This window comes from Nostoc sp. (assembly GCF_036917135.1).
In the GTDB taxonomy this organism is placed as follows: Bacteria; Cyanobacteriota; Cyanobacteriia; order Cyanobacteriales; family Nostocaceae; genus Nostoc.
This window is the reverse complement of sequence record NZ_JBALEA010000045.1, coordinates 1-19,711: the sequence shown is the minus strand read 5'-3', so window position 1 is coordinate 19,711 and position 19,711 is coordinate 1. Positions and strand designations below refer to the sequence as shown.

The 19,711-nt window shown below is 41.2% G+C and carries 19 protein-coding genes and 1 pseudogene; 15 read left to right on the top strand and 5 right to left on the bottom strand.

The window, feature by feature from the left end; translation table 11 throughout:
• The first annotated feature begins 4 nt into the window (after positions 1–4).
• A complete protein-coding gene (locus tag V7K50_RS13705; RefSeq protein ID WP_334960784.1) occupies positions 5–154 on the top strand; it encodes a hypothetical protein in 150 nt (49 codons plus the stop codon).
• A gap of 10 nt (positions 155–164) precedes the next feature.
• Here the strand turns inward: V7K50_RS13705 and V7K50_RS13700 are convergent, their stop codons facing one another.
• A complete protein-coding gene (locus tag V7K50_RS13700; RefSeq protein ID WP_334960782.1) occupies positions 165–380 on the bottom strand; it encodes a hypothetical protein in 216 nt (71 codons plus the stop codon).
• A gap of 611 nt (positions 381–991) precedes the next feature.
• Between V7K50_RS13700 and V7K50_RS13695 the strand changes: the two genes are divergently transcribed.
• Positions 992–1,765: a hypothetical protein gene (locus V7K50_RS13695; RefSeq protein WP_334960780.1), complete on the top strand. Its 774-nt coding sequence runs from the start codon at positions 992–994 to the stop codon at positions 1,763–1,765.
• A gap of 251 nt (positions 1,766–2,016) precedes the next feature.
• Positions 2,017–2,358, top strand: a complete 342-nt coding sequence (locus V7K50_RS13690; RefSeq protein ID WP_334960778.1) for a hypothetical protein — start codon at positions 2,017–2,019, stop codon at positions 2,356–2,358.
• A gap of 928 nt (positions 2,359–3,286) precedes the next feature.
• Here V7K50_RS13690 and V7K50_RS13685 read toward each other — a convergent pair.
• Complete coding sequence (locus V7K50_RS13685; protein ID WP_334960868.1) at positions 3,287–5,062, bottom strand: SWIM zinc finger family protein; 1,776 nt, start codon at positions 5,060–5,062, stop codon at positions 3,287–3,289.
• 581 nt (positions 5,063–5,643) lie between these two features.
• Here V7K50_RS13685 and lpdA point away from each other — a divergent pair.
• The 4 genes from lpdA (at position 5,644) to V7K50_RS13665 (ending at position 9,883) form a co-directional block, all read left to right on the top strand.
• Positions 5,644–7,074, top strand: coding sequence for a dihydrolipoyl dehydrogenase (gene lpdA / locus V7K50_RS13680; RefSeq protein ID WP_334960776.1), 1,431 nt, complete (start codon positions 5,644–5,646; stop codon positions 7,072–7,074).
• Positions 7,075–7,187: 113 nt separating this feature from the next.
• Positions 7,188–8,078 carry an indole-3-glycerol phosphate synthase TrpC gene (gene trpC, locus V7K50_RS13675; RefSeq protein ID WP_334960774.1) on the top strand — a complete coding sequence of 297 codons (891 nt, stop codon included), beginning with the start codon at positions 7,188–7,190 and terminating at the stop codon, positions 8,076–8,078.
• A 243-nt stretch (positions 8,079–8,321) separates the two neighbouring features.
• Positions 8,322–8,573 (top strand): DUF5340 domain-containing protein, encoded by a 252-nt coding sequence (locus V7K50_RS13670; RefSeq protein ID WP_334802081.1) that lies wholly within the window; start codon positions 8,322–8,324, stop codon positions 8,571–8,573.
• Between the two features lie 641 nt (positions 8,574–9,214).
• Entirely contained in the window at positions 9,215–9,883 is a 669-nt protein-coding gene (locus V7K50_RS13665; RefSeq protein WP_334960772.1) for a carbonic anhydrase, read from the top strand.
• Positions 9,884–10,196: 313 nt separating this feature from the next.
• Here the strand turns inward: V7K50_RS13665 and V7K50_RS13660 are convergent, their stop codons facing one another.
• Together V7K50_RS13660 and V7K50_RS13655 are read right to left on the bottom strand one after the other, a co-directional pair.
• Positions 10,197–10,355 carry a YqaE/Pmp3 family membrane protein gene (locus tag V7K50_RS13660; RefSeq protein ID WP_334960770.1) on the bottom strand — a complete coding sequence of 53 codons (159 nt, stop codon included), beginning with the start codon at positions 10,353–10,355 and terminating at the stop codon, positions 10,197–10,199.
• Between the two features lie 141 nt (positions 10,356–10,496).
• Positions 10,497–10,844 carry a translation initiation factor gene (locus tag V7K50_RS13655; RefSeq protein WP_334960768.1) on the bottom strand — a complete coding sequence of 116 codons (348 nt, stop codon included), beginning with the start codon at positions 10,842–10,844 and terminating at the stop codon, positions 10,497–10,499.
• Positions 10,845–11,138: 294 nt separating this feature from the next.
• Here V7K50_RS13655 and trpB point away from each other — a divergent pair, with 294 nt between their 5' ends.
• From trpB to V7K50_RS13635, 4 genes are all read left to right on the top strand, one after another.
• Positions 11,139–12,374 carry a tryptophan synthase subunit beta gene (gene trpB / locus V7K50_RS13650; RefSeq protein WP_334960766.1) on the top strand — a complete coding sequence of 412 codons (1,236 nt, stop codon included), beginning with the start codon at positions 11,139–11,141 and terminating at the stop codon, positions 12,372–12,374.
• A gap of 826 nt (positions 12,375–13,200) precedes the next feature.
• Positions 13,201–13,731: a CAP domain-containing protein gene (locus tag V7K50_RS13645; RefSeq protein WP_334960764.1), complete on the top strand. Its 531-nt coding sequence runs from the start codon at positions 13,201–13,203 to the stop codon at positions 13,729–13,731.
• A 431-nt stretch (positions 13,732–14,162) separates the two neighbouring features.
• Positions 14,163–14,711, top strand: a complete 549-nt coding sequence (locus tag V7K50_RS13640) for a CAP domain-containing protein (RefSeq protein ID WP_334960762.1) — start codon at positions 14,163–14,165, stop codon at positions 14,709–14,711.
• Between the two features lie 89 nt (positions 14,712–14,800).
• Positions 14,801–15,430 carry a ribonuclease D gene (locus V7K50_RS13635; protein WP_334960760.1) on the top strand — a complete coding sequence of 210 codons (630 nt, stop codon included), beginning with the start codon at positions 14,801–14,803 and terminating at the stop codon, positions 15,428–15,430.
• 373 nt (positions 15,431–15,803) lie between these two features.
• Here the strand turns inward: V7K50_RS13635 and V7K50_RS13630 are convergent.
• A pseudogene (locus V7K50_RS13630) lies at positions 15,804–16,250 on the bottom strand (rhodanese-like domain-containing protein); the annotation flags it as partial.
• A 298-nt stretch (positions 16,251–16,548) separates the two neighbouring features.
• Here V7K50_RS13630 and V7K50_RS13625 point away from each other — a divergent pair.
• The 4 genes from V7K50_RS13625 (at position 16,549) to V7K50_RS13610 (ending at position 19,531) form a co-directional block, all read left to right on the top strand.
• A complete protein-coding gene (locus V7K50_RS13625; RefSeq protein WP_334960758.1) occupies positions 16,549–16,725 on the top strand; it encodes a hypothetical protein in 177 nt (58 codons plus the stop codon).
• A 609-nt stretch (positions 16,726–17,334) separates the two neighbouring features.
• Positions 17,335–18,054 carry a response regulator transcription factor gene (locus tag V7K50_RS13620; protein WP_334960866.1) on the top strand — a complete coding sequence of 240 codons (720 nt, stop codon included), beginning with the start codon at positions 17,335–17,337 and terminating at the stop codon, positions 18,052–18,054.
• A 227-nt stretch (positions 18,055–18,281) separates the two neighbouring features.
• A complete protein-coding gene (locus tag V7K50_RS13615; RefSeq protein ID WP_334960756.1) occupies positions 18,282–19,268 on the top strand; it encodes a protein rep in 987 nt (328 codons plus the stop codon).
• The gene (locus V7K50_RS13610) at positions 19,265–19,531 is read left to right on the top strand and encodes a hypothetical protein (RefSeq protein ID WP_334960754.1); all 267 of its coding nucleotides are present in this window, start codon (positions 19,265–19,267) and stop codon (positions 19,529–19,531) included. Before V7K50_RS13615 ends, V7K50_RS13610 begins: the two co-directional genes overlap by 4 nt.
• Positions 19,532–19,711 lie beyond the last annotated feature (180 nt).

Below are 19,711 nucleotides of genomic sequence, written 5' to 3'. Positions count from 1 at the left end.
ATATGTGCAAATAGAAAAACCATATCATTTAACAAGAAAGGCAGAGGGCAGAGGGCAGAGGGCAGAAGGGACAGCAAATAATGGCGCGATCGCACTAAATCGACCTTCCTTCATGAGCGATCGCTTGACTTTTTACACAGTCCCTACAAGATAGAGTGATCGCACTAATGTGGTTGGGCTTCTATAGTCACGGTAATCGTTTCCTCTCCTAACAATCCACCTTTGCTACCTGATGTTTCAATGATTTTCCATTCAATGCGTTGATCTGAAATGCCTTTGCTTAAAGCCTCTAACGCTTTATTGGTAGCTGACAAAAGGGCAGATTGAAAATCCCCTTCTTTTGAGGTTCCTTGAAAATTTTGAATCTTTGTAGTATTCATGACAGTTCTCCTAAATTTTGAGAAATTGAGTTTTGTTGAACATCAGGTTCAGTTTTTTTGAACCTCATACTTATATATTCTCTCGACGTAATAGGATTGATAATTAACTATTTTTCGATAAATATCTAATTGCTAATGAATTATTTTTAGGTTTGAAAAAGCAAATTCCAGACTTATCTAAATCAATCTGAGATTTGAAAATATTAAGGCTCTTCCGTACCTGTTATGCTAAAAATGTCTGTAAATAAGTTTTAAACCCTTATTGGGCAATAATAACAGGCATTATGATTACCATTTGAGTCTTAGTGCTGAAATCGAGTTTATAATCGCCTGTAAGCCTTGATTTTAAAGGGAAATTTTGGGATTTAATTAAAATTTCAGCATAACACCTACTGAAGAACCATATTTTTCTACACCAAACCACTTACTCTAGATACATATCTGAGTTGGAACAGAAACTTATGCAAATTTCAAAAATATTTTTACAGCAATATTTTTGCCATATCGAAAATGTGGTGTGTGCAACTAGAAAAACCATCACAAGGATTTACGTATAACTGCGATCGCACATTCATGATCGAAGTGATAATTTCAACAAAGACAGGGGCAAGATGTATATTAACTTTTTTATCAGTTCCATTGCTGGAATTGTGATTGTGGTGCTGGCGGCTTTTGGCTTACTGCAATGGTTGCACATCCCTGCTGGTAACTTTCTTGACTGGGTGATTGGTGGTGCAAGTTTTTGGTGGCTGTTGGTAATTGTTACCGTACCGTGGAATGTGCATTTTCAAGCCAAAGAAGTCTTAGCAGAAGCAGCACAATCAACTGAGAAAGGAATTGCAGTCGATCAGAAACAAGTGAAGTATGTCACAGTTTTGGCCAAGCGATCGCTCTGGGTTGCAATTGCTTTACACTTATTCTCAGCCGTTGGTCTTTATACCCTTGCTGCCACTGGGATTAGTACGGTTGGGTATATAAGTTCTGGTGCAGCTTTGTTATTAACAATACTGCGTCCAGCGATTCGCGCTTATGAGTATTTATATGCACGGTTAGCGATGATTCGCCAAGAATGGAAGTATCCCCGCGAAGATATTTTTGAACTGCGCGATCGCTTCTCTATATTGGAACAAAAAATCCAGTCATTAGAAGATCAACTCAACCCAGAACAACCCTATTCATTAACCGCAACACAACAACGCTTTGCTGAAGAGACTCGTAGAGATTTAGCCCGGATTGCGGCTAACTTGGAAGAATTACGGGCGACAAATCAAACAGAACATGAGCGTTTGGCCAGAGAAGCCAGAAATGCGATCGCGCAACTTTCCACCGACGGGCAATTTCTCGATCATGTCCGCGAAATTATTCGATTTTTTAAGACCGCTTAATTATATTGCAGAAGTATATAGTAGTTCTCCTTTGGATGACAACATCTAGGCACAGCAATGCTCATTGGTGCCAACTTAAGCCTCGACGAATAGAATGATGCCTCCAGCACGCCAAGAGAAAATTAAGGTCTTTTAACCCGCGCAGGCGGGTTTTGCCTGTGTAGACGCGGTTTCCAACCGCCCTTTTAGCTATTGCAATTGAGAACCGCTATAAAGACATTAGAAATTATCAGGGCAAGGTATAAAACCAAATGTGTTATAACTTGGTACGGATGATATTTGGTCAACCTCACATAATTTCAGGAGTACTCACGGTGAATCAGATACAGATGACTTTAACTATTGGTTATTTATTAATGTCATGCTATTTTTTAAGTGATTGGTTAATATTTTCCCGACATCATCCTACTTCCACTCCAGAAGATAGATTTTTATCGGTTGTGATGTTTTTCATAACAACTATCTTCTGGCCTCTGATGATTGTGATGTCTTGTTTAGAAATGGTTCAAAAAAAGCGAATAGACTTTAGTAAAATGATTCCTGTTCTCTTAGCAATATTTGTATTTAGTATTTCATATTATTTAACCGAATAATTCATAATTCCTCGTCACGAATTGCATAGATATAAGAGATTTCCAAATAAAATCCTAATTCGTAGTGAGCGATTCATCGCTCAAAACAACAATTATCATGTACTCTCCCAATACAGTTCGGTTAAACCAAAAACCAGTTAACAATTCAAAATTCAAAATTCAAAATTAAAGACATTTCAGACGTTCGCGTAGCGTCTCGTAGAGAAGTGCCTCTACGCGAACGTAGGAGAGAGGAATGGAAGTGATATCAAGTCCAGATAATTAGTGATGATTCCCACAGTCATTGCACCACACCCCCAGCCCCTAAGAGTTCTTCGGGAGGGGAGACAAAGCACAGCTTTGGCGGGGTGGGGTTCTTCGGGTTTAGTAAGTATTCAAGGGGACATGATATGAGGTCTATTTGTGGTTCATTTACCTGAAAATCGCTGTAATACGCCTTAAAGCTTAACCGAACCGTATTGAGAGTGGGTTAGGTTTTTTGTGGCTTTTCTACATACAGCACATTTGATCTGAATGAAATACACAAGGGCGGGCAGGATGCCCACCCCACAAGATTGATCAGATTAAGATGTGTACTTCATTTACTTGCAAAGTGCTGTAACGTGAAAATTTAGGAACGAGACAACGAGACAAAATTTAGTTGCTCTGTATCGTTTGATTTTTCGGTCAATGCAGACTTCAAAGTATCCAGGACTTACGCAACTGGCATATTATTTTCAGTTTGTAGTGAGGACTAAAGTCCTCAAAATAAGGGCTAGAGCCGCTTACTACAAACTACAAATCCGATTTTTTTGTGACACTTGCGTAAGTCCAAGTATCGATAGTGTTCGAGCTGCATCAGCAAGGATATCTGTTGAAATTATCTGCGCCTGGGGGAACATGATCGAGTTTCTTCAGCCTCTAATTCATTTTTTAATCACAATAATCCTTATTCCATAGCCCTTTGCTTAAACATTCCCATTAATTTACGTTTACGAGCGTGGGTTTGCATCAAGTTTTCTCGATAGCTTAACCAGTCAGCTTTCTTCCCAGATTCCAAGTAGGCATTACGCGCTTTTTTTAACCATTCAACCGCGTAGCAGTAGTATTCGGCTTTACCTGCATCCATAATTTTTTCAGCACGGCGACAAGCATTAGCAATCACCCAACTAGGATTGTGAGAGATGGCAGCATTCATGACTTGGTGAATCAACTCTGAATAATTAGAACTGAGTTCATTAGCGATCGCAATTGCATCATCAATTAGCCCTTCATGCAAAAATATATTCACCTTGGCTGATTCTATTCCCCAACCACTATAAGTACGGACAATTGTCAGCAGGTCTGTTTTGACACTTTCCCAGTTTTCACCAGCCAATTCTGCCATCTTTTGGTAGTCAACCAAGGAAGGCTTGATTTGAAAAGCCGCCTTGATTGCTAATAAAGCAGCTTCACGATTACCCAACTCCACAGCCAAATCACTTGTCCAAATTCCCAACTCGTACTGACAATTACCCGGTAAATTTAATCCACTCTGGGCTATATCTAGTGCTTGCTCTAATGCCCCTTGTTTACTGAGTGTTTTCCCTAGGGCAAAGGCTTCTTCCATTGAGTTCATCTGGGTTTGAGCAGCATCAATCGCTTCTTCTACCCTACCTAAACGCCCCAACATTGTGAGATATTGCTGGGTTTGCCCTTCTGCTTGTGCTAAGTATAGGTATTCTTGATAACGTTCCTGACCTTCGAGAATTTTCAGGCGAATTAATGCCAAATCATCTGCATAATCTGGCACGTCTTCTTCCCAAGCTCCTCTTTCAGTGATATTACCTTGAAGAACTTGTAACAATGGTGGATAATCCCAACCTTGGCGTAAAGCTTCCATAACTAGGCCAAAATCAGCATTCCACTGATCTTGCCAAGCTTCTAAATTTATTTGGATATCAACTTTTTCCTCTGGGGTGAGTTCCACACTGAGAATTGCTTCACACCAAGCATTATTCAATTCCCCGACAATTTCATCGTTTTCAGCACCGTATTCGGCAACATCATCCCAATTTTCCGCACAGGTAGAAGTAATCGCTGACAAAATAGCGATCGCATTTTCACCTTCTCCCCGTTCGCTAAAATCTACCGCCGTTTGCACCACACTCAGCAAGTCTTCGGCAATCGGGTCTTCTTCATACCCCTCCTCAAAGTAGCGCACAGTATCCTTGAGAATCTGCCGGACTTGCCGCCGAAAGGGAGCCGGATCAAGAGTACTGCGGCGCAGAGATTTTATCGTTATTTGCTTGTCAGCAGGATTCGTCATCCAACTAACATGGCGATCAATCGCCTCAATCAATGGTGGGTATTCTGCTACCAACTCTTGCAGCAGTCTTTGGGTTTGGATATAATCTAGGCGATCGAGTAATTCTTCTAAAGTCGGGCGCTGCTCAATACATTCTGAGTTACGCGCACAGACGAGCATGGTCGCTACAATGTGTTTGCACCACCCATCAAGGTCGTAGGCACACGTGCAGTTGACTGAAGTTAACCCACTGCTATCGAAACTCAAATTGACATGATAAGGTCTAGCTTGACTGCCTGCAACATCTGCCTGAAGCAGATGACCACGTAAGGTAATAGCATTGACAGCACCAACTTCATAGTATGCCTCGCCTCGCTGGAAAGATTTGGCGTTGGCATGACGGCGGATAGTAAATTCACTAATTTGGGGAATAGACATCGAGCGATCGCCTGTGTAAATCCTCTGGATCAATCCTAAATCCAGCTTAGTGTTAGGCTAACGCACTGTAAAGAAATTCAAATTTATGGGCATTGGGGACTTGTACTGAGCGACTTGTGCCGAGCGGAGCCGAGGTAAGCCGAAGTATTGGGGATTAGGGATTGGGGACTTGTACTGAGCGTAGCGTCTCGTAGAGAAACCGTTGGCGCAGCCTTTCCAAGAGTTGTATTGGGCATTGGGAGTCTGGATGAGACTGCAATTTTTATTGATTAACTAGCTCAAAACTAGGAATCAGGTAGATTACCCTGCAAATACTCACCTAATTTATTGTCGCTTTTCTAGGAAAACCAACCCATATAATGAAAACATCCATATTTTCGCCAGAAGTGAGCGAATCATAATTTGAGTTAACAACACCCGAACCTGAAATCAGTGAACAGTCAACAGTAAACAGTCAGGGTAGTGTAAGGTGAGGGATTTAGAGTTCAGCGATAAAACTGATAACTGATAACTGTTAAAAGGGTTGCGCTGATTGTCGGTCAAGTTGAGAATAAATAGGCGAAGCAGACGGGGAAACTAACGTGACTCAAGGATATGATTACGATTTAGTAATTATCGGCGCTGGTGTAGGCGGACATGGCGCAGCCTTACACGCCGTAAGTTGTGGTTTGAAAACAGCGATTATTGAAGCTGCTGATATGGGAGGAACCTGTGTTAATCGGGGCTGTATTCCTTCTAAAGCGCTGCTGGCAGCATCTGGACGTGTGCGGGAGTTACGCAATGCCCACCACCTCAAGTCACTGGGAATTCAAGTTGGTAGCGTGGAATTCGATCGCCAAGCGATCGCTAATCATGCTGCTAATCTCGTCTCGAAAATTCAAGGCGACTTAACCAACAGCCTGAAACGTCTAGGAGTCGATATCATCAGGGGTTGGGGAAAAATCGCTGGGGCGCAAAAAGTCTCGATCGCTGGAGACGGCGGTGAAAAAACCATTACAGCCAAAGACATCATCCTTTCACCTGGTTCAATTCCTTTTATACCTCCAGGGATTGAAGTAGACGGCAAAACTGTCTTTACCAGCGATCAAGGTGTCAAATTAGAGTCGTTACCAGACTGGGTGGCGATTATTGGCAGTGGTTATATCGGCTTGGAATTTTCGGATATTTACTCCGCTTTGGGTTGCGAAATCACCATGATTGAAGCCCTAGATCAGTTAATGCCAGGATTTGACCGCGATATTGCCAAACTTGCCGAACGGGTGCTAATTACTCCGCGCGATATTGAAACGAAAGTGGGGATATACGCCAAAAAAGTCACCCCAGGCTCACCTGTGGTGATTGAATTAGCAGATTTCAAAACCAAAGAGGATGTAGATGTCATCGAAGTAGATGCTTGCTTGGTGGCTACGGGACGCATCCCAGTGACCAAAAATCTCGGTTTAGAGTCTGTGGGTGTGGAAGTCGATCGGCGGAATTTTATCCCAGTTGACGATCGCATGGCAGTACTATCAGCAGGTGAAGTCGTGCCGCATTTGTGGGCAATTGGTGATGCTAATGGAAAGATGATGTTAGCACATGCGGCTTCTGCTCAAGGTGTCATTGCGGTAGAAAACATAGTTGGGAGGGAAAGAATAGTAGACTATCGCAGCATCCCCGCAGCAGCATTTACCCACCCCGAAGTCAGCTATGTAGGCTTAACAGAAACCGCAGCAAAGGAATTGGGACAAACCGAAGGGTTTGAAATCGCCACAAGTCGGAGTTACTTCAAAGGGAATTCCAAAGCGTTAGCAGAAAACGAAGCTGACGGTATTGCCAAAGTGATATATCGCAAAGACACCGGAGAAGTCTTAGGCGTTCACATTTTTGGACTGCACGCCTCAGACTTAATTCATGAAGCGTCAGCCGCGATCGCCAACCGTCAATCAGTTCAAAGCCTCGCACATCTAGTTCACGCCCACCCGACACTCTCGGAAGTCTTGGACGAAGCTTATAAACGAGCGATCGCTATTTAGGGATTGGCGACTTGTACTGAGCGACTTGTGCCGAGCGGAGCCGAGGTAAGCCGAAGTACAAGTCCCCAATCCCCAGTCCCCAATCCCCAGTCCCCAATCCCCAGTCCCCAATCATGCAAATCCGTCGCCGTTCACCTAACCCAGCTATTGATGTATCGATATTGCGTTATCAGGCTGTCGTGCCTGATGCAGCGCCAAACAACATTTTGGAGGAAATTGTCTGGCAAAAAGAAGTAGAATATGACCAAATGCGGGAAAAAGTTCCTTTGCAACAATTGGTGAAACAGGTACTGACTGCGCCGCCAACCCGTGATTTTGTCGCCGCCTTGCGCCAAGGTAAGACTAAGCCAGCATTGATTGCCGAAGTCAAAAAAGCTTCACCAAGCAAAGGCGTTTTAAGAGAAGATTTTGACCCAGTAGCGATCGCCCTATCTTATCAGCAAGGCAAAGCAAGTTGTCTTTCTGTGCTGACTGATGTCAAGTTCTTTCAAGGTAGTTTTGACAACTTAGCCAAGGTTCGGGCTGCCGTAGATTTGCCCCTACTATGCAAAGAGTTTATCATTTATGCTTACCAGATATACTTGGCGCGGGTTCAAGGTGCAGATGCAATTCTCTTGATTGCAGCTATCCTGGGCGATCAAGATTTGAAATACTTCCTGAAAATCGCTAACAACCTGAAAATGGCAGCCTTGATTGAAGTCCATAGCTTGGCAGAACTTGACCGTGTGTTAGCCTTGGATGGCGTCTCGTTGGTTGGAATCAATAATCGCAATTTAGAAGATTTCTCTGTTGATCTGCAAACTACTTGCAAACTTTTAGCTGCAAGGGGTAGCCAATTGCAGGAGAAAAACATCCTTGTTGTCAGCGAGTCAGGACTACACAATCCAGAGGATTTGAATTTGGTGATGACAGCAGGTGCATCTGCTGTACTCATTGGAGAATCTTTGGTAAAACAACCAGATCCCGGCGCTGCGATCGCACGTATATTACCAGGGAATTTCTGAAAAGTTATACCTCTCATGCCCTAACGGGCGCAGGACAACTGCACCCAATAATTGGGTAATCGGGCATACTATGCGTAGACACGCAGCACTTTGCTGTCAAATATCATCAATATCTTTGCCAAATCTTCATTGCTATCAAATCAAAGCCATAAGTAACTAGTTCTTTATTATGTAACAATTTATTTACAAGAGAGAAAGTGTGACTAATACAAAATCCCAAATATGAAATCAAAATTTAACTTTATGGAGCAAATTCCTCTACCTTCACCTATTCACTACGAACTTATACTTCAACTCTTAGAAAGACAAACCATGTTAGCAGTAAATGATAATCCCGATTTACGGTATCAGGTGAATCAGCTAATTATTACTCTCCGTAAAGCTGCTGTCCAGCAAAAGCGACTAGAAGAAATTTGCGAATTTTCCTCTGTCAGTATTGATCACCGTTGGTCAATCAACCATCATCACGAGAGCAAAGTTGTCGCCCCCGATTGAAGCTGATCAATTAATATCTCAACCTCAAATTTGGCATCTTTGTTAAGTTAGCTTCCCATCATCAGAAAGGGTATTTGTCTATTGAAAGGGACAGTACTCAAAACTTCCGCCACAATTGCTTGACTCAAATGCACAGTTTGGGGTGTGATTTCAAAAGATTTACATAGATTATGGTTACAAAACTTTCTCTGCTTTGCAAAAACATCTAAACTAGATAAAGATTTAAAATTCGCAGTCACAACGCTCAGATTTTAGTTTATTTAGCTAGTTTACTCAAGTTATACATAGTTATTCTATCTCTAATTACTAACTTAGATTTTTACAATTTATACAAAAGTTATATTAATCTTGTAGGAAAAATTGTCATCTTTATAAAATTATAGCTCTGAAAAAGTTCATCTTGATTTAGAGCAAACTTTAGATCAGCTAAAATATTGATCATATAGCAGTTCTCAACTGAGTTCAATACAGACCTAACCTCCAACCCCTTGCCTACTAGCGTTCGGGAGTAAGATTCCAAGCCTCTTTCCTTTTAGGAGAGAGGAATGGAAGTGAGTTCAGAGTGCATTGCATCCATAGACGCGTAGCAGCTTCCCGCAGGGTACGATAACCGCGATATTCTGTCTCAAATTTGACGAAAAATGAAATATAACAACATTGATGAACTCTTCAGAAATAATCAGGCTTGGGTTGCCGAAAAGCTAGCTATAGACCCAACTTACTTTGAAGAATTATCTAGCGGACAAACACCACCTTTTCTATACATTGGGTGTTCTGATAGTCGTCTGGCATTAACAAGTTTTACCCGTACAGAACCAGGAGAGTTATTTGTACATCGTAATATTGCCAATCAGGTTTCTCTAACGGATATAAACTTTTTAGCTGTTTTAGAATACGCAATTTTACATCTGAAAGTGGAACACATTATTGTTTGTGGTCACTACGATTGCGGAGGAATTAAGGCAGCTTTAGAAGGTAGAACCATCGGAATTCTTGATAACTGGGTAAATCCGATTCGGGAACTGTATTTAGAGAAACAAGCAGAAATTGATACCTTACCAACAAGAGAAGAACGTCTAAATCGTTTGGCAGAAATCAATGTTGTAGCGCAAGTGAAAAATCTTTATCAAACTTCCATCATGCGTCAGGTACTCCATCAGCGAAAAGCGCCTATAGTTCATGGCTGGGTACTAGATATACGCACTGGGTTAATCAAAGATTTGAACGTCTCAACTGTGCAATGGCAATTGCACATCTGCCCCTTACTTTTGGAGTTTAGACTCTATGCGATGTTAAAAAATGAGAGCTAATTCGGTATTACTAGTCACACAAAAGCCCACACTATAGACTTAATAAATCTGGTCTTTAAAATTTTTATTTAAAGTAGAATAGATAGTTATTTTTCCTACAATATTTTCATAGCTAAGTCAAAGTTATAAACCAATACCCTTGGCTTTGTGAAAAATTAAAATTGTAGGTTAGGTTCAGCAAATCGCAACCCAACAAAGCCCTGGAAATATTGGCTTTTTTCTTCATTTCCATGCTCTGTATGCAAATGCATTAATTGAGGCTCCGACTCAATTTGTCACTGGATGCAGAGCCTCCAATCTACCCCAAAAAGAATTATTTCTTAGCAATTATCCACACTGCATGAATAATCCCAGGAATGTAACCTAAAAGCGTCAAAACTATATTAATCCAAAAGTCTATACCAAAACCTACTTGTAAAAAAACTCCCAAAGGTGGCAGGAAAATGGCACACAAAATCCGAACTAAATCCATTTAAACCTCCTATTAATCTCAGAAAAAATAGCTTGTTGGCGAACTGATTCACCACTGCTCAAGCATATTTGTACCTTTCAAAGATAACATTTCCTCTCTCAATGTAGGTCACGGTTAAGATGCGGTAAACCGCACTCAAGATTAGCCACCGCTAATTTTGGCCTTATAACCTAACTTGATCAAAATCTCGACAATTTTTTGCTTGTGTTCACCCTGAATTTCAATCTCATCATCTTTAATTGTCCCACCTGTCCCACACTGGTTTTTCAACTGCTTCACCAAATCTGCCAAGGTTTCCGGTTTGGCTTGAAAACCGCTAATCACTGTGACGGTTTTCCCTTTGCGTCCTTTACGGGAAGCTTGTACTTTGAGATTTTGTTGTTGTGGGGGCAGTTCTGGCACTGGTCTTTCTGTGGCGGCAGAATTGTCGTTGCCAAATTCGCGGTAGACAAAGCCTTTATCGGAAGATTTGGGATTTGAAGAAGACATAAAATGAATGTTTAAGAAAAATTTCAAAGGCAGTGGAAACTTCTACGCAACCATTCTGCTGGCATATCAATTTCTAGACTAACATCACAAATCCATTGCAAGGGATTTAAAGTAATTGGGCACTGGGCACTTGTACTGAGCGTAGCCGAAGTATTGGGCATTAGGCATTGAATATCAACGAACAATTTAGTTCCCAGTTCCCAGTTCCCAGTCCCCAGTCCCCAGTCCCCAGTCCCCATATATGCCCCAGACTTTCTATAATAATTAAGTCATTCCCGTCATCGAAAACAGCCTGTGACTACCACTCCCCTATCTCCAAGTTCAACTGCTCAGGTTCCAGATACGCTAGGCCGCTTTGGACGCTTTGGCGGTAAGTATGTACCTGAAACGCTCATGCCTGCCCTTGCTGAATTAGAAACAGCTTATCAGCAATACCGCAATGACCCTGGTTTTCAAGCAGAACTACAGCAACTGTTACGAGACTATGTGGGACGTGCGACACCATTATATTTCGCTGAACGCCTAACTGCTCATTATGCTCGACCCGATCGCACGGGACCGCAAATTTACTTAAAACGTGAAGATTTAAATCATACTGGCGCTCACAAAATCAATAATGCCCTTGGTCAGGTATTGTTGGCGAAACGTATGGGTAAGCAACGAATTATTGCCGAAACGGGGGCTGGACAACATGGAGTTGCTACAGCCACAGTTTGCGCTCGTTTTGGGTTGGAATGCGTCATTTATATGGGCGTTCATGATATGGAACGCCAAGCGTTGAATGTGTTCAGAATGCGGCTGATGGGGGCAGAAGTGCGTCCGGTGGAAGCGGGAACGGGAACTTTGAAGGATGCTACTTCTGAAGCAATCCGGGATTGGGTGACAAATGTAGAAACGACTCACTACATCTTGGGTTCGGTAGCCGGTCCTCATCCTTACCCGATGATGGTACGTGATTTCCATGCAGTAATCGGCCAAGAAACCCGCGCTCAAGCAATGGAAAAGTGGGGTGTATTGCCTGATATTCTCTTGGCTTGTGTGGGTGGTGGTTCCAATGCGATGGGACTATTTTATGAGTTTATGAATGAGTCTTCTATACGGTTCATTGGAGTTGAGGCAGCTGGAGAAGGTGTCAATACGGAAAAACACGCAGCAACCTTGACAAAAGGACGAGTTGGTGTATTGCACGGAGCCATGAGCTACCTGCTGCAAGATGAAGATGGGCAAATCATTGAGGCACACTCAATTAGTGCCGGGTTAGATTATCCCGGTGTGGGACCAGAACATAGCTATTTGAAGGATATTGGTCGTGCCGAATACTATAGTGTGACAGATGCAGAGGCTTTGGCAGCATTCCAGCGATTATCCAAATTGGAGGGAATTATCCCAGCATTGGAAACAGCCCATGCGATCGCCTACCTCGAAACCCTCTGTCCCCAGCTAACCGACAGTCCTCGAATTGTAATTAACTGCTCTGGACGCGGTGATAAGGATGTACAGACGGTAGTAAAGTTATTAGATCCAGCGTAAACCTACGTAAAATATTGGGGAAAAAGCCATATTGGATCAATAATTCCAACACGTGATGCTACCGTAACGTACTTACATGAAGAACCCCGAACGGCACTTCCTCCACTTGACTTAAGGCAGTGGAGGAAGTACCAACGGCGAATTTATTCGCATTCAATATTAAGGCTCTTTTAAGTTAAAACACATCTAATTTGCATATTAAAATTTTCTCAACATCCTGTGGGGTGGGCAACATGAGCGCCTTGATTATGCAACGCGATTTCCAATCCTCTGGATTATTCTCTCTCCAGAGTTATAGAAGAGCGTTAATTATGATGAGGGTCTTCGATATATATCTTAATTACATCTGCCGAAACTTCTCCAGCAGTGGAGTAAAAATAGCTCTCAAACAAAGCTAGTTGAAATCACGCAGAAATTTTGCTGAATAAATCCATGCAATTTATATTATATATTCCGCATCTTAAACTCTGACAATCGGTTTTTACTGACGCTTAGACGCATTAAAGGCTATTAAGTATACTTAATATCAGTAAAATAACTTAATGTTAGAGATAAATAATCATAAGCTAGAACTAAAAAAGCAAAAGAAATCTAGTAATTACACTATGTGATAACCTCGGTGTCGAATCTGGGATAAAAACAATCATACTAATGGTAGAAGACAATTACTTATTAAACAGCACTATTTTTTCGTAAGATTGTGAATCTAAACGTTTGTTGGTAGTTTTTGAACCTAAAACGGCATAAATAGAGCTATACAGACCTATAAGCAATTTGTCACATTGATATTAGTTGGTTAGATTGTCTAAAACTTTACTTCGAGTAAATGATCAAGACAATATTTTACAGTGTATTTTTAGGAACTCTTGTTCTCAGTAGTGGTGCGATCGCTACTCCCATAACAAATCCAACTTTTACGCCGACTTCTTTACCTGTATCAAATAGTACTGTTAAAATTGCGGCATCCAACATCGACACTGCTACTCTAGAACAGTCGATTTTCAACCAAATTAATAACTATAGAGCTTCCCAAGGGCTACCAGCGCTGACTCGTAATTCTGCCATAGATAATCAAGTTAGGATTCACAGTCAGAACATGGCTAATCGTACAGTTCCCTTCGGACATAATGGATTTGCACAGCGTGTTATAGCAACCGGTATTTCTTACAAAGCAGCTGGTGAAAATGTTGCTTTCAATCAGGGATATAGCGATCCTGCCACAGTAGCTGTTCAGGGCTGGCTCAAAAGTCCAGGGCATCTTGCTAATATCAGAGGTAATTATAATAAGACGGGGATTGGTGTCGCCAAGAATAGTCAAGGCGAAATTTACTTCACACAAATGTTCATTCGCTCATAGGTTTGACGCGATGTGCAACTTAATATTCTGATCTCCTTCTTTCCAGAAGAGAGGCTTTGAATTCTCCCAATTCCCTATTAGACATTTTGTTAAAAATCAGTGTAGATATGTAGCAATGCTACGTCTCTACAAGGATTCTGGATAACGCACATTTAATTTCACCAGATGTCTATAATGTAGTTTCAATGACATTTGTCTATTGAATACTATATTAGTTCATGAAAATCTTAAATTCTCAGCAAAGTTAACCGTGATTTCCATGAAGCTGACCTATTAAAAGATTGACCATTGGAAATGATTATTTATGTCCCTTGTAAAGGATGTAGCCAAACTGCCAAAATTCATCAACACTTAATAGTTTCGTGGTATATATCTTCGGAACAATGAGCTAGAGTATAAGTCTTATATCTCTACACATTACGCAATTCTCCATGTTCCGACAAACTGCTTTTGGCATCGCTTTAAGTGCGCTTGTCCTTGCTAGTGGATTAACGACTGTTCCGATACCAAATCATACTTCTACGAATACATCCACCCGTAATAAGCTGTTGTCGCTTTTTTCTAGTCAGGTTGCAATATCGACTCCTACTTTTAAAACTACTGAGTTAGAAAAATCAGTATTTGACGAAATTAATCGATATCGAGCTTCTAAAGGACTGCCAAAGTTGACCTTAAATGTAAGTATGACTCGACAGGCTAGAATTCATAGTCAAAATATGGCTAAAGGCAAAACCCCTTTTAGCCATCACGGGTTTGAAGCGCGAGTCAAAGCTATCCCTATTCGTTACAACAGTGCGGCGGAAAATGTTGCTTTCAATCGGGGATATAGCAACCCCGTGGAGGAAGCTGTTACTGGTTGGATCAACAGTCCTGGACATCTAAAGAATCTTAAAGGAAATTACAACCTGACTGGAATTGGGGTTGCTACTAATAATCAAGGCGAAGTCTACCTGACACAAATGTTTTTTCGCACTAGATAGATTTAATTTCTGGTTTTTTTGCCCAATAATAATGTAGTGTCTGACAAGACTTTTGTTTGCTGGACACTGCTATTATTTTTGAACATTTCATGACATTACAAGATTTTCAGGTGAGCGATCGCGATCTTAGTGACGCAGCCCTTAGCCAGTATTTAGAATCTACCGCGATCGCAGTTGATACCGAAACGATGGGATTATTGCCCCTGCGCGATCGCTTGTGTCTGGTGCAACTGTGCAACCCAGAAGGGAAAGTGACTGCAATTCGCATCGCTAAAGGACAAGTTGATGCCCCCAACTTAAAAAAACTCTTGGAAGCAGTCAATATTGTGAAAGTGTTTCACTTTGCTCGATTTGACCTTGCCACTTTGCGAGCCAATCTGGGGATTCAGGTTAAGCCTGTTTTTTGCACCAAAATTGCCAGTAAATTAGCCCGCACTTACACAAATCGCCACGGACTCAAAGATGTGGTGCAAGAGTTAGAACAAGTGGAACTGGATAAAAGTTCTCAAAGTTCTGATTGGGGTAACGCCGGTAGCTTATCTGAAACTCAACTAAGTTATGCTGCCAATGATGTGCGCTACTTACTTAGTGTGCAGCAGAAGCTAATAGAAATGCTCAAACGGGAAGAACGTTGGCAAATTGCTCAAGAATGTTTTGAATTTCTGCCAACAATAGTTTCATTAGATTTGTTGCAATTTAAAGATTTGTTTGAACATTGATCAAAGGGGAATGGGGACAAAAAACTTTCATTTCTCAACAACCCAATTTAGTAATCTTTCAAGTTGAAATTGATAGATAACTAGTTCGTAGTAAGGACTTTGGTCTTTGTTTCCTAAGCACTTAAGTCCTTACTAAAAACCCTCAAAACTAAGTTATTTTCGCCTAATATCAAACATTGGAATCATCAGTGTTTCTAGGGTTTTTAGATTCACTAACACCTTCCTTGATATTACTAACTCCTTCTTGAATGCCTTCCTTCAAGTTGCTTGCTCCTTCTTGAATGCCTTCCTTCAGGTTGCTTGCTCCTTCTTGAATGCCTTCCTTGAGATTACTAACTCCCTTCTTAACGGCTTCTGTGGCGCTACTTCCTCCCTTTTGCAGATTTTCTTGGTGATTTTTTAGCCGATCTACAACGTTGTAGTCATCTGCACCAGGGGGAGTTTTTGATTCAATAATGCCTTCTGTTGGTCCACCGATCTCCTTCCATGCAGCAAGACCACCTTTGAGTTGAGAGACACGCTCAAATCCATTAGAACGCAGTTGTTGTGCAGCTTGAGCCGTTTCTTCTTCATTGGCACCGTAAACGTAAATATCACGGCTCTTATTCAAGGAAGGTACTGCACGCTCTACCAATTCATCTACTGGCATTGGCATTGCTCCCATAATGTGCCCTTGATTGAAGGTAGTGCGATCGCGCACATCCAAGATTGTAAAAGCTGGTTCGCCCCATTCCAGACGAGTCTTCAAGACCTGAACATCAGATTGTGCTTCTATTGGTGGCTGTGGGGGAATGATGCCGCCTACTAAATTATTAGCCATAATTATTCCTTGCTGACGATATTAATAGCAATTTAGCGAACTGAATGTATTTAATTGCTCTTTCGCTGGTATGAATCTCCTCTAACTCTCTCCTCAGATATAGCAATCTGTGTAGGAGTTAGTTAGATCCCCGACTTCTTCAAGAAGTCGGGGATCTAAGCTGCCTAATAGACATCTGGTGAAATTAAATATGCGTTACCCAGAACCCTTGTAGAGAGGTAGCACTGCTACGTCAAAACAATGAGTTGATAAAAAACATTAGTTGAAAATGAAAAATATTCAGTTATTAATATAAGAATTGCGTACCTTTGCAATATCAGCGATCGCTACAGAAACTCATCAAGAGCAAGGTCAGGGTCAAAAGCTATGTTACCAACAAGGACATACTCAAGGTCATAACCAGAAGTATAGACAAAGGCGTGACGCATATTGTCAGAACTTCGCTCAACGCAAAGGAGGTAAAAGCCACGAATAGCTGCTGCTTTGTAGTGCGTAGAGACTGAACTAGATTTTTGATTCAGCCAGCTTAGAAAATTCTGTAATCTATCGTCCTCAATCTTGGCTTGTCATGAAACTTGTAGTATAGTATATGCTTAAGAGTCTAGCTACGTGTAAATGCATCAGAGTAAATTTTCGTAGATTCTCTTGAAGAAGACATACCAGTTGGGTAAGTAGGAGTTTAAAATCTAGATTGGCTTATAGCTTGGTTTGTGAGCATTTGTAGATATCTAATCAATCAGGCAGTGCGTTGATCTTCCAAAGTTGTAGCAATTTTCGTGGCGTTTGGTGTTTATGTGGACTATTTGCGATTATGAAAATGGTCTTAAATTACACTTTTTTTAAGTATGAAAGTTAAAAATATCCAATGCAAATTCAAAATCATACAAAAAACATAAGATAATTATACATTTTACAAGCATTCCGATGGCTGAAGTTTTCATAAACTTCATGGCAAATTAGTTGTGTACAAGTACTACAGTAGCGATCGCACTCACCAGAGACGCGCGTGAATACACTCTCAACAGAAACACGTAAGGCAAAACTGGCGCAACAGCGAATCGCCCAATCAACAATAGGCAGCATTATGGTTATGATTCCCCCTACTACTCCCAAAATTCTGATCGTCGATGACGATTTCGGTGTGCGAAATCTCGTCTATCGTTTTTTAAGTCGGAAATATCAAATAGAGTCGGCAGCAGATGGTAAGACTGCCTTATCGTTGTTTGAACAATTCAACCCGGCTTTAGTAATTCTGGATTGGAATTTGCCGGATGTGACTGGTTATAGCCTCTGCCAACAAATGCAGAGTCGTACTAATGTTTTAGTGCTGATACTGACTAGTAGGACTGACGAAGCTGATAAAATTAAAATCCTAAGCGCAGGTGCTGATGATTTCATGAGTAAACCATTTAGTCTTGCAGAAGTTGAAGTTAGAGTAGAAGCTCTTTTAAGGCGGATACGCTACATCAACGCCTCCCCAACCCAACGTATCGTTTTCAAGCACCTAGCAATTAACCCAGAGAGTCGAGAGGTAACACTTAACGATAAACCTCTCGCCTTAACAGCGCTGGAATTTAATATCTTACATTTTTTGGCAAGTCATCCTAATCAGGCTTGGAGTCGCCCACAGCTAATCCAAAAAATTTGGGGTTGCGACTACGCAGGAGATGGACGGGTGGTTGATGTGCATATTGGTCAGTTGCGTAAGAAGATGGAAGTTGATGCCAGCTTACCGGAGTTTATTAAAACTGTGCGGGGCTATGGTTATAAGTTTGAAGCGCCCGATGAGAATACTAATTCGTAATACCTCGACTTACTTCGACTACGCTCAGTACAAGTCGCTCGGCACAAGTTCGTAATTAATGAGTACTTGCACCATTGTTTATTAATGGAGACAAAAAAGCGCATTTATGCATGGAGTAATAATTATAAATTGTCATCACATCTGATTTACTTAAATACTTTTACTGAGGCTTGACCGTATAACTTGCGTTAATTTGGGACGTTGATACAAACTGATTTGGTAATTTCGTGTCTGCTCAAGCCTCAGACAGTAACTTTATTGCTTTTAATCTATCGTCTCAAGATAAGTTCCAACAAAATCAAAATGTACAAAGCTTAACCGAAGTTTCACCTATTGGTAAAATTTGGGATAAACACAGAGCTAATACTGATAAAGTCTTACATTATTACGCCAAAGCAGACGAAGATTATTTGCAGCAGTATGCTTGGCGGATGAAAATATGTTCCGAGTTGCTGAAATTTCAATTAGTACCAGAGGAATCGGAAGGTATTCTCAAGTTAAAGCTATCAGATGCCCGATTCTGTAGAGTTCGTCATTGTCCGGTTTGTCAGTGGCGGCGATCGCTAATGTGGAAAGCAAGAGCTTACAAAATTCTCCCACAGGTTGTCACTGATTACCCCAAGCACCGTTGGCTATTTGTTACTTTGACTCTCAGGAATTGCCAGATTAAGGAACTCAGGGAAAACTTGGATTCGATAAATAAAGCTTTTAAGCGATTTACTGAATTGAAAACATGGCCTGCGAAAGGTTGGGTAAAATCCACAGAAGTAACTAAAGGTAAAAATGGAGTCTCAGCACACCCGCATTTACATATTTTGGCAATGGTGCCGCCTTCGTATTTCAGTCATGGCTATCTTTCTCATGCCAAATGGGTAGCGTTATGGCAGCAGTGCTTACGGATTGATTACAAGCCTGTTGTTCATACTAGCGCGATCGCTAAACATCATAACCCGTCACTACTTATCCCTGAAATTCTCAAGTATCAGGTAAAAGAGTCAGATTTAGTGGGTGATAGAGAATGGTTTTTAGAGTTAACCCGTCAGCTACATAAAAGTAGAGCGATCGCTGTTGGGGGTATACTCAGGCAGTATATGCGCGAATTAGAGGAGAAAAACCAAGACCTCATTGATGAAAGTGAAGAGACAGATGAGGTGGATGGGGAAAGTTTGTATTTCCGATGGGAGCGCAAGTTACAAAGATTTAATATAGAGTGACATCAGCGATAGAAGAAAAAAAAGCTCAATGGAAAGCTGAACAAGAGGCATTTTACCAACGCTGTAAAGTTATTTTTGACCGAGTTAAACCAGAGTTAATCAAAACTCACTACAACTGGTATATGGCTGTTGAGCCTGAAAGTGGAGATTATTTCATTGATACAGATGAATTAGCTGCTATAAATAAGTCTCGCCAGCATCACCCGAATACTCCGGTGTTTATATTTCGGATTAATGAAACAGGAATAGCTGGCACAATATGATTCAAGGCAGCTTTGGTGATGAAGAACAGCTACTTTTTGAAATAGATTTTAGAGTTATTGAAACGAATAATTAAATTTTAACTAGCTAGGGGTTGCTGAAAAAGTCATAAAAAAGCAATTTCAAGGGTTGACCAGTTATTCAAGCATGAATAGAGATAGTTTTCTGTTATCTATAGCTAG

Bases quoted from the DNA above. Each gene is read 5' to 3' on its own strand.
- V7K50_RS13645 (WP_334960764.1), top strand. From the start codon at position 13,201: ATGATCAAGACAATATTTTACAGTGTATTTTTAGGAACTCTTGTTCTC.
- V7K50_RS13670 (WP_334802081.1), top strand. From the start codon at position 8,322: ATGGAGCAAATTCCTCTACCTTCACCTATTCACTACGAACTTATACTT.
- V7K50_RS13700 (WP_334960782.1), bottom strand. From the start codon at position 380: ATGAATACTACAAAGATTCAAAATTTTCAAGGAACCTCAAAAGAAGGG.
- V7K50_RS13685 (WP_334960868.1), bottom strand. From the start codon at position 5,062: ATGTCTATTCCCCAAATTAGTGAATTTACTATCCGCCGTCATGCCAAC.
- V7K50_RS13665 (WP_334960772.1), top strand. From the start codon at position 9,215: ATGAAATATAACAACATTGATGAACTCTTCAGAAATAATCAGGCTTGG.
- V7K50_RS13640 (WP_334960762.1), top strand. From the start codon at position 14,163: ATGTTCCGACAAACTGCTTTTGGCATCGCTTTAAGTGCGCTTGTCCTT.
- V7K50_RS13690 (WP_334960778.1), top strand. From the start codon at position 2,017: ATGTGTTATAACTTGGTACGGATGATATTTGGTCAACCTCACATAATT.
- V7K50_RS13655 (WP_334960768.1), bottom strand. From the start codon at position 10,844: ATGTCTTCTTCAAATCCCAAATCTTCCGATAAAGGCTTTGTCTACCGC.
- V7K50_RS13635 (WP_334960760.1), top strand. From the start codon at position 14,801: ATGACATTACAAGATTTTCAGGTGAGCGATCGCGATCTTAGTGACGCA.
- V7K50_RS13660 (WP_334960770.1), bottom strand. From the start codon at position 10,355: ATGGATTTAGTTCGGATTTTGTGTGCCATTTTCCTGCCACCTTTGGGA.
- V7K50_RS13620 (WP_334960866.1), top strand. From the start codon at position 17,335: ATGGTTATGATTCCCCCTACTACTCCCAAAATTCTGATCGTCGATGAC.
- trpC (WP_334960774.1), top strand. From the start codon at position 7,188: ATGCAAATCCGTCGCCGTTCACCTAACCCAGCTATTGATGTATCGATA.
- V7K50_RS13695 (WP_334960780.1), top strand. From the start codon at position 992: ATGTATATTAACTTTTTTATCAGTTCCATTGCTGGAATTGTGATTGTG.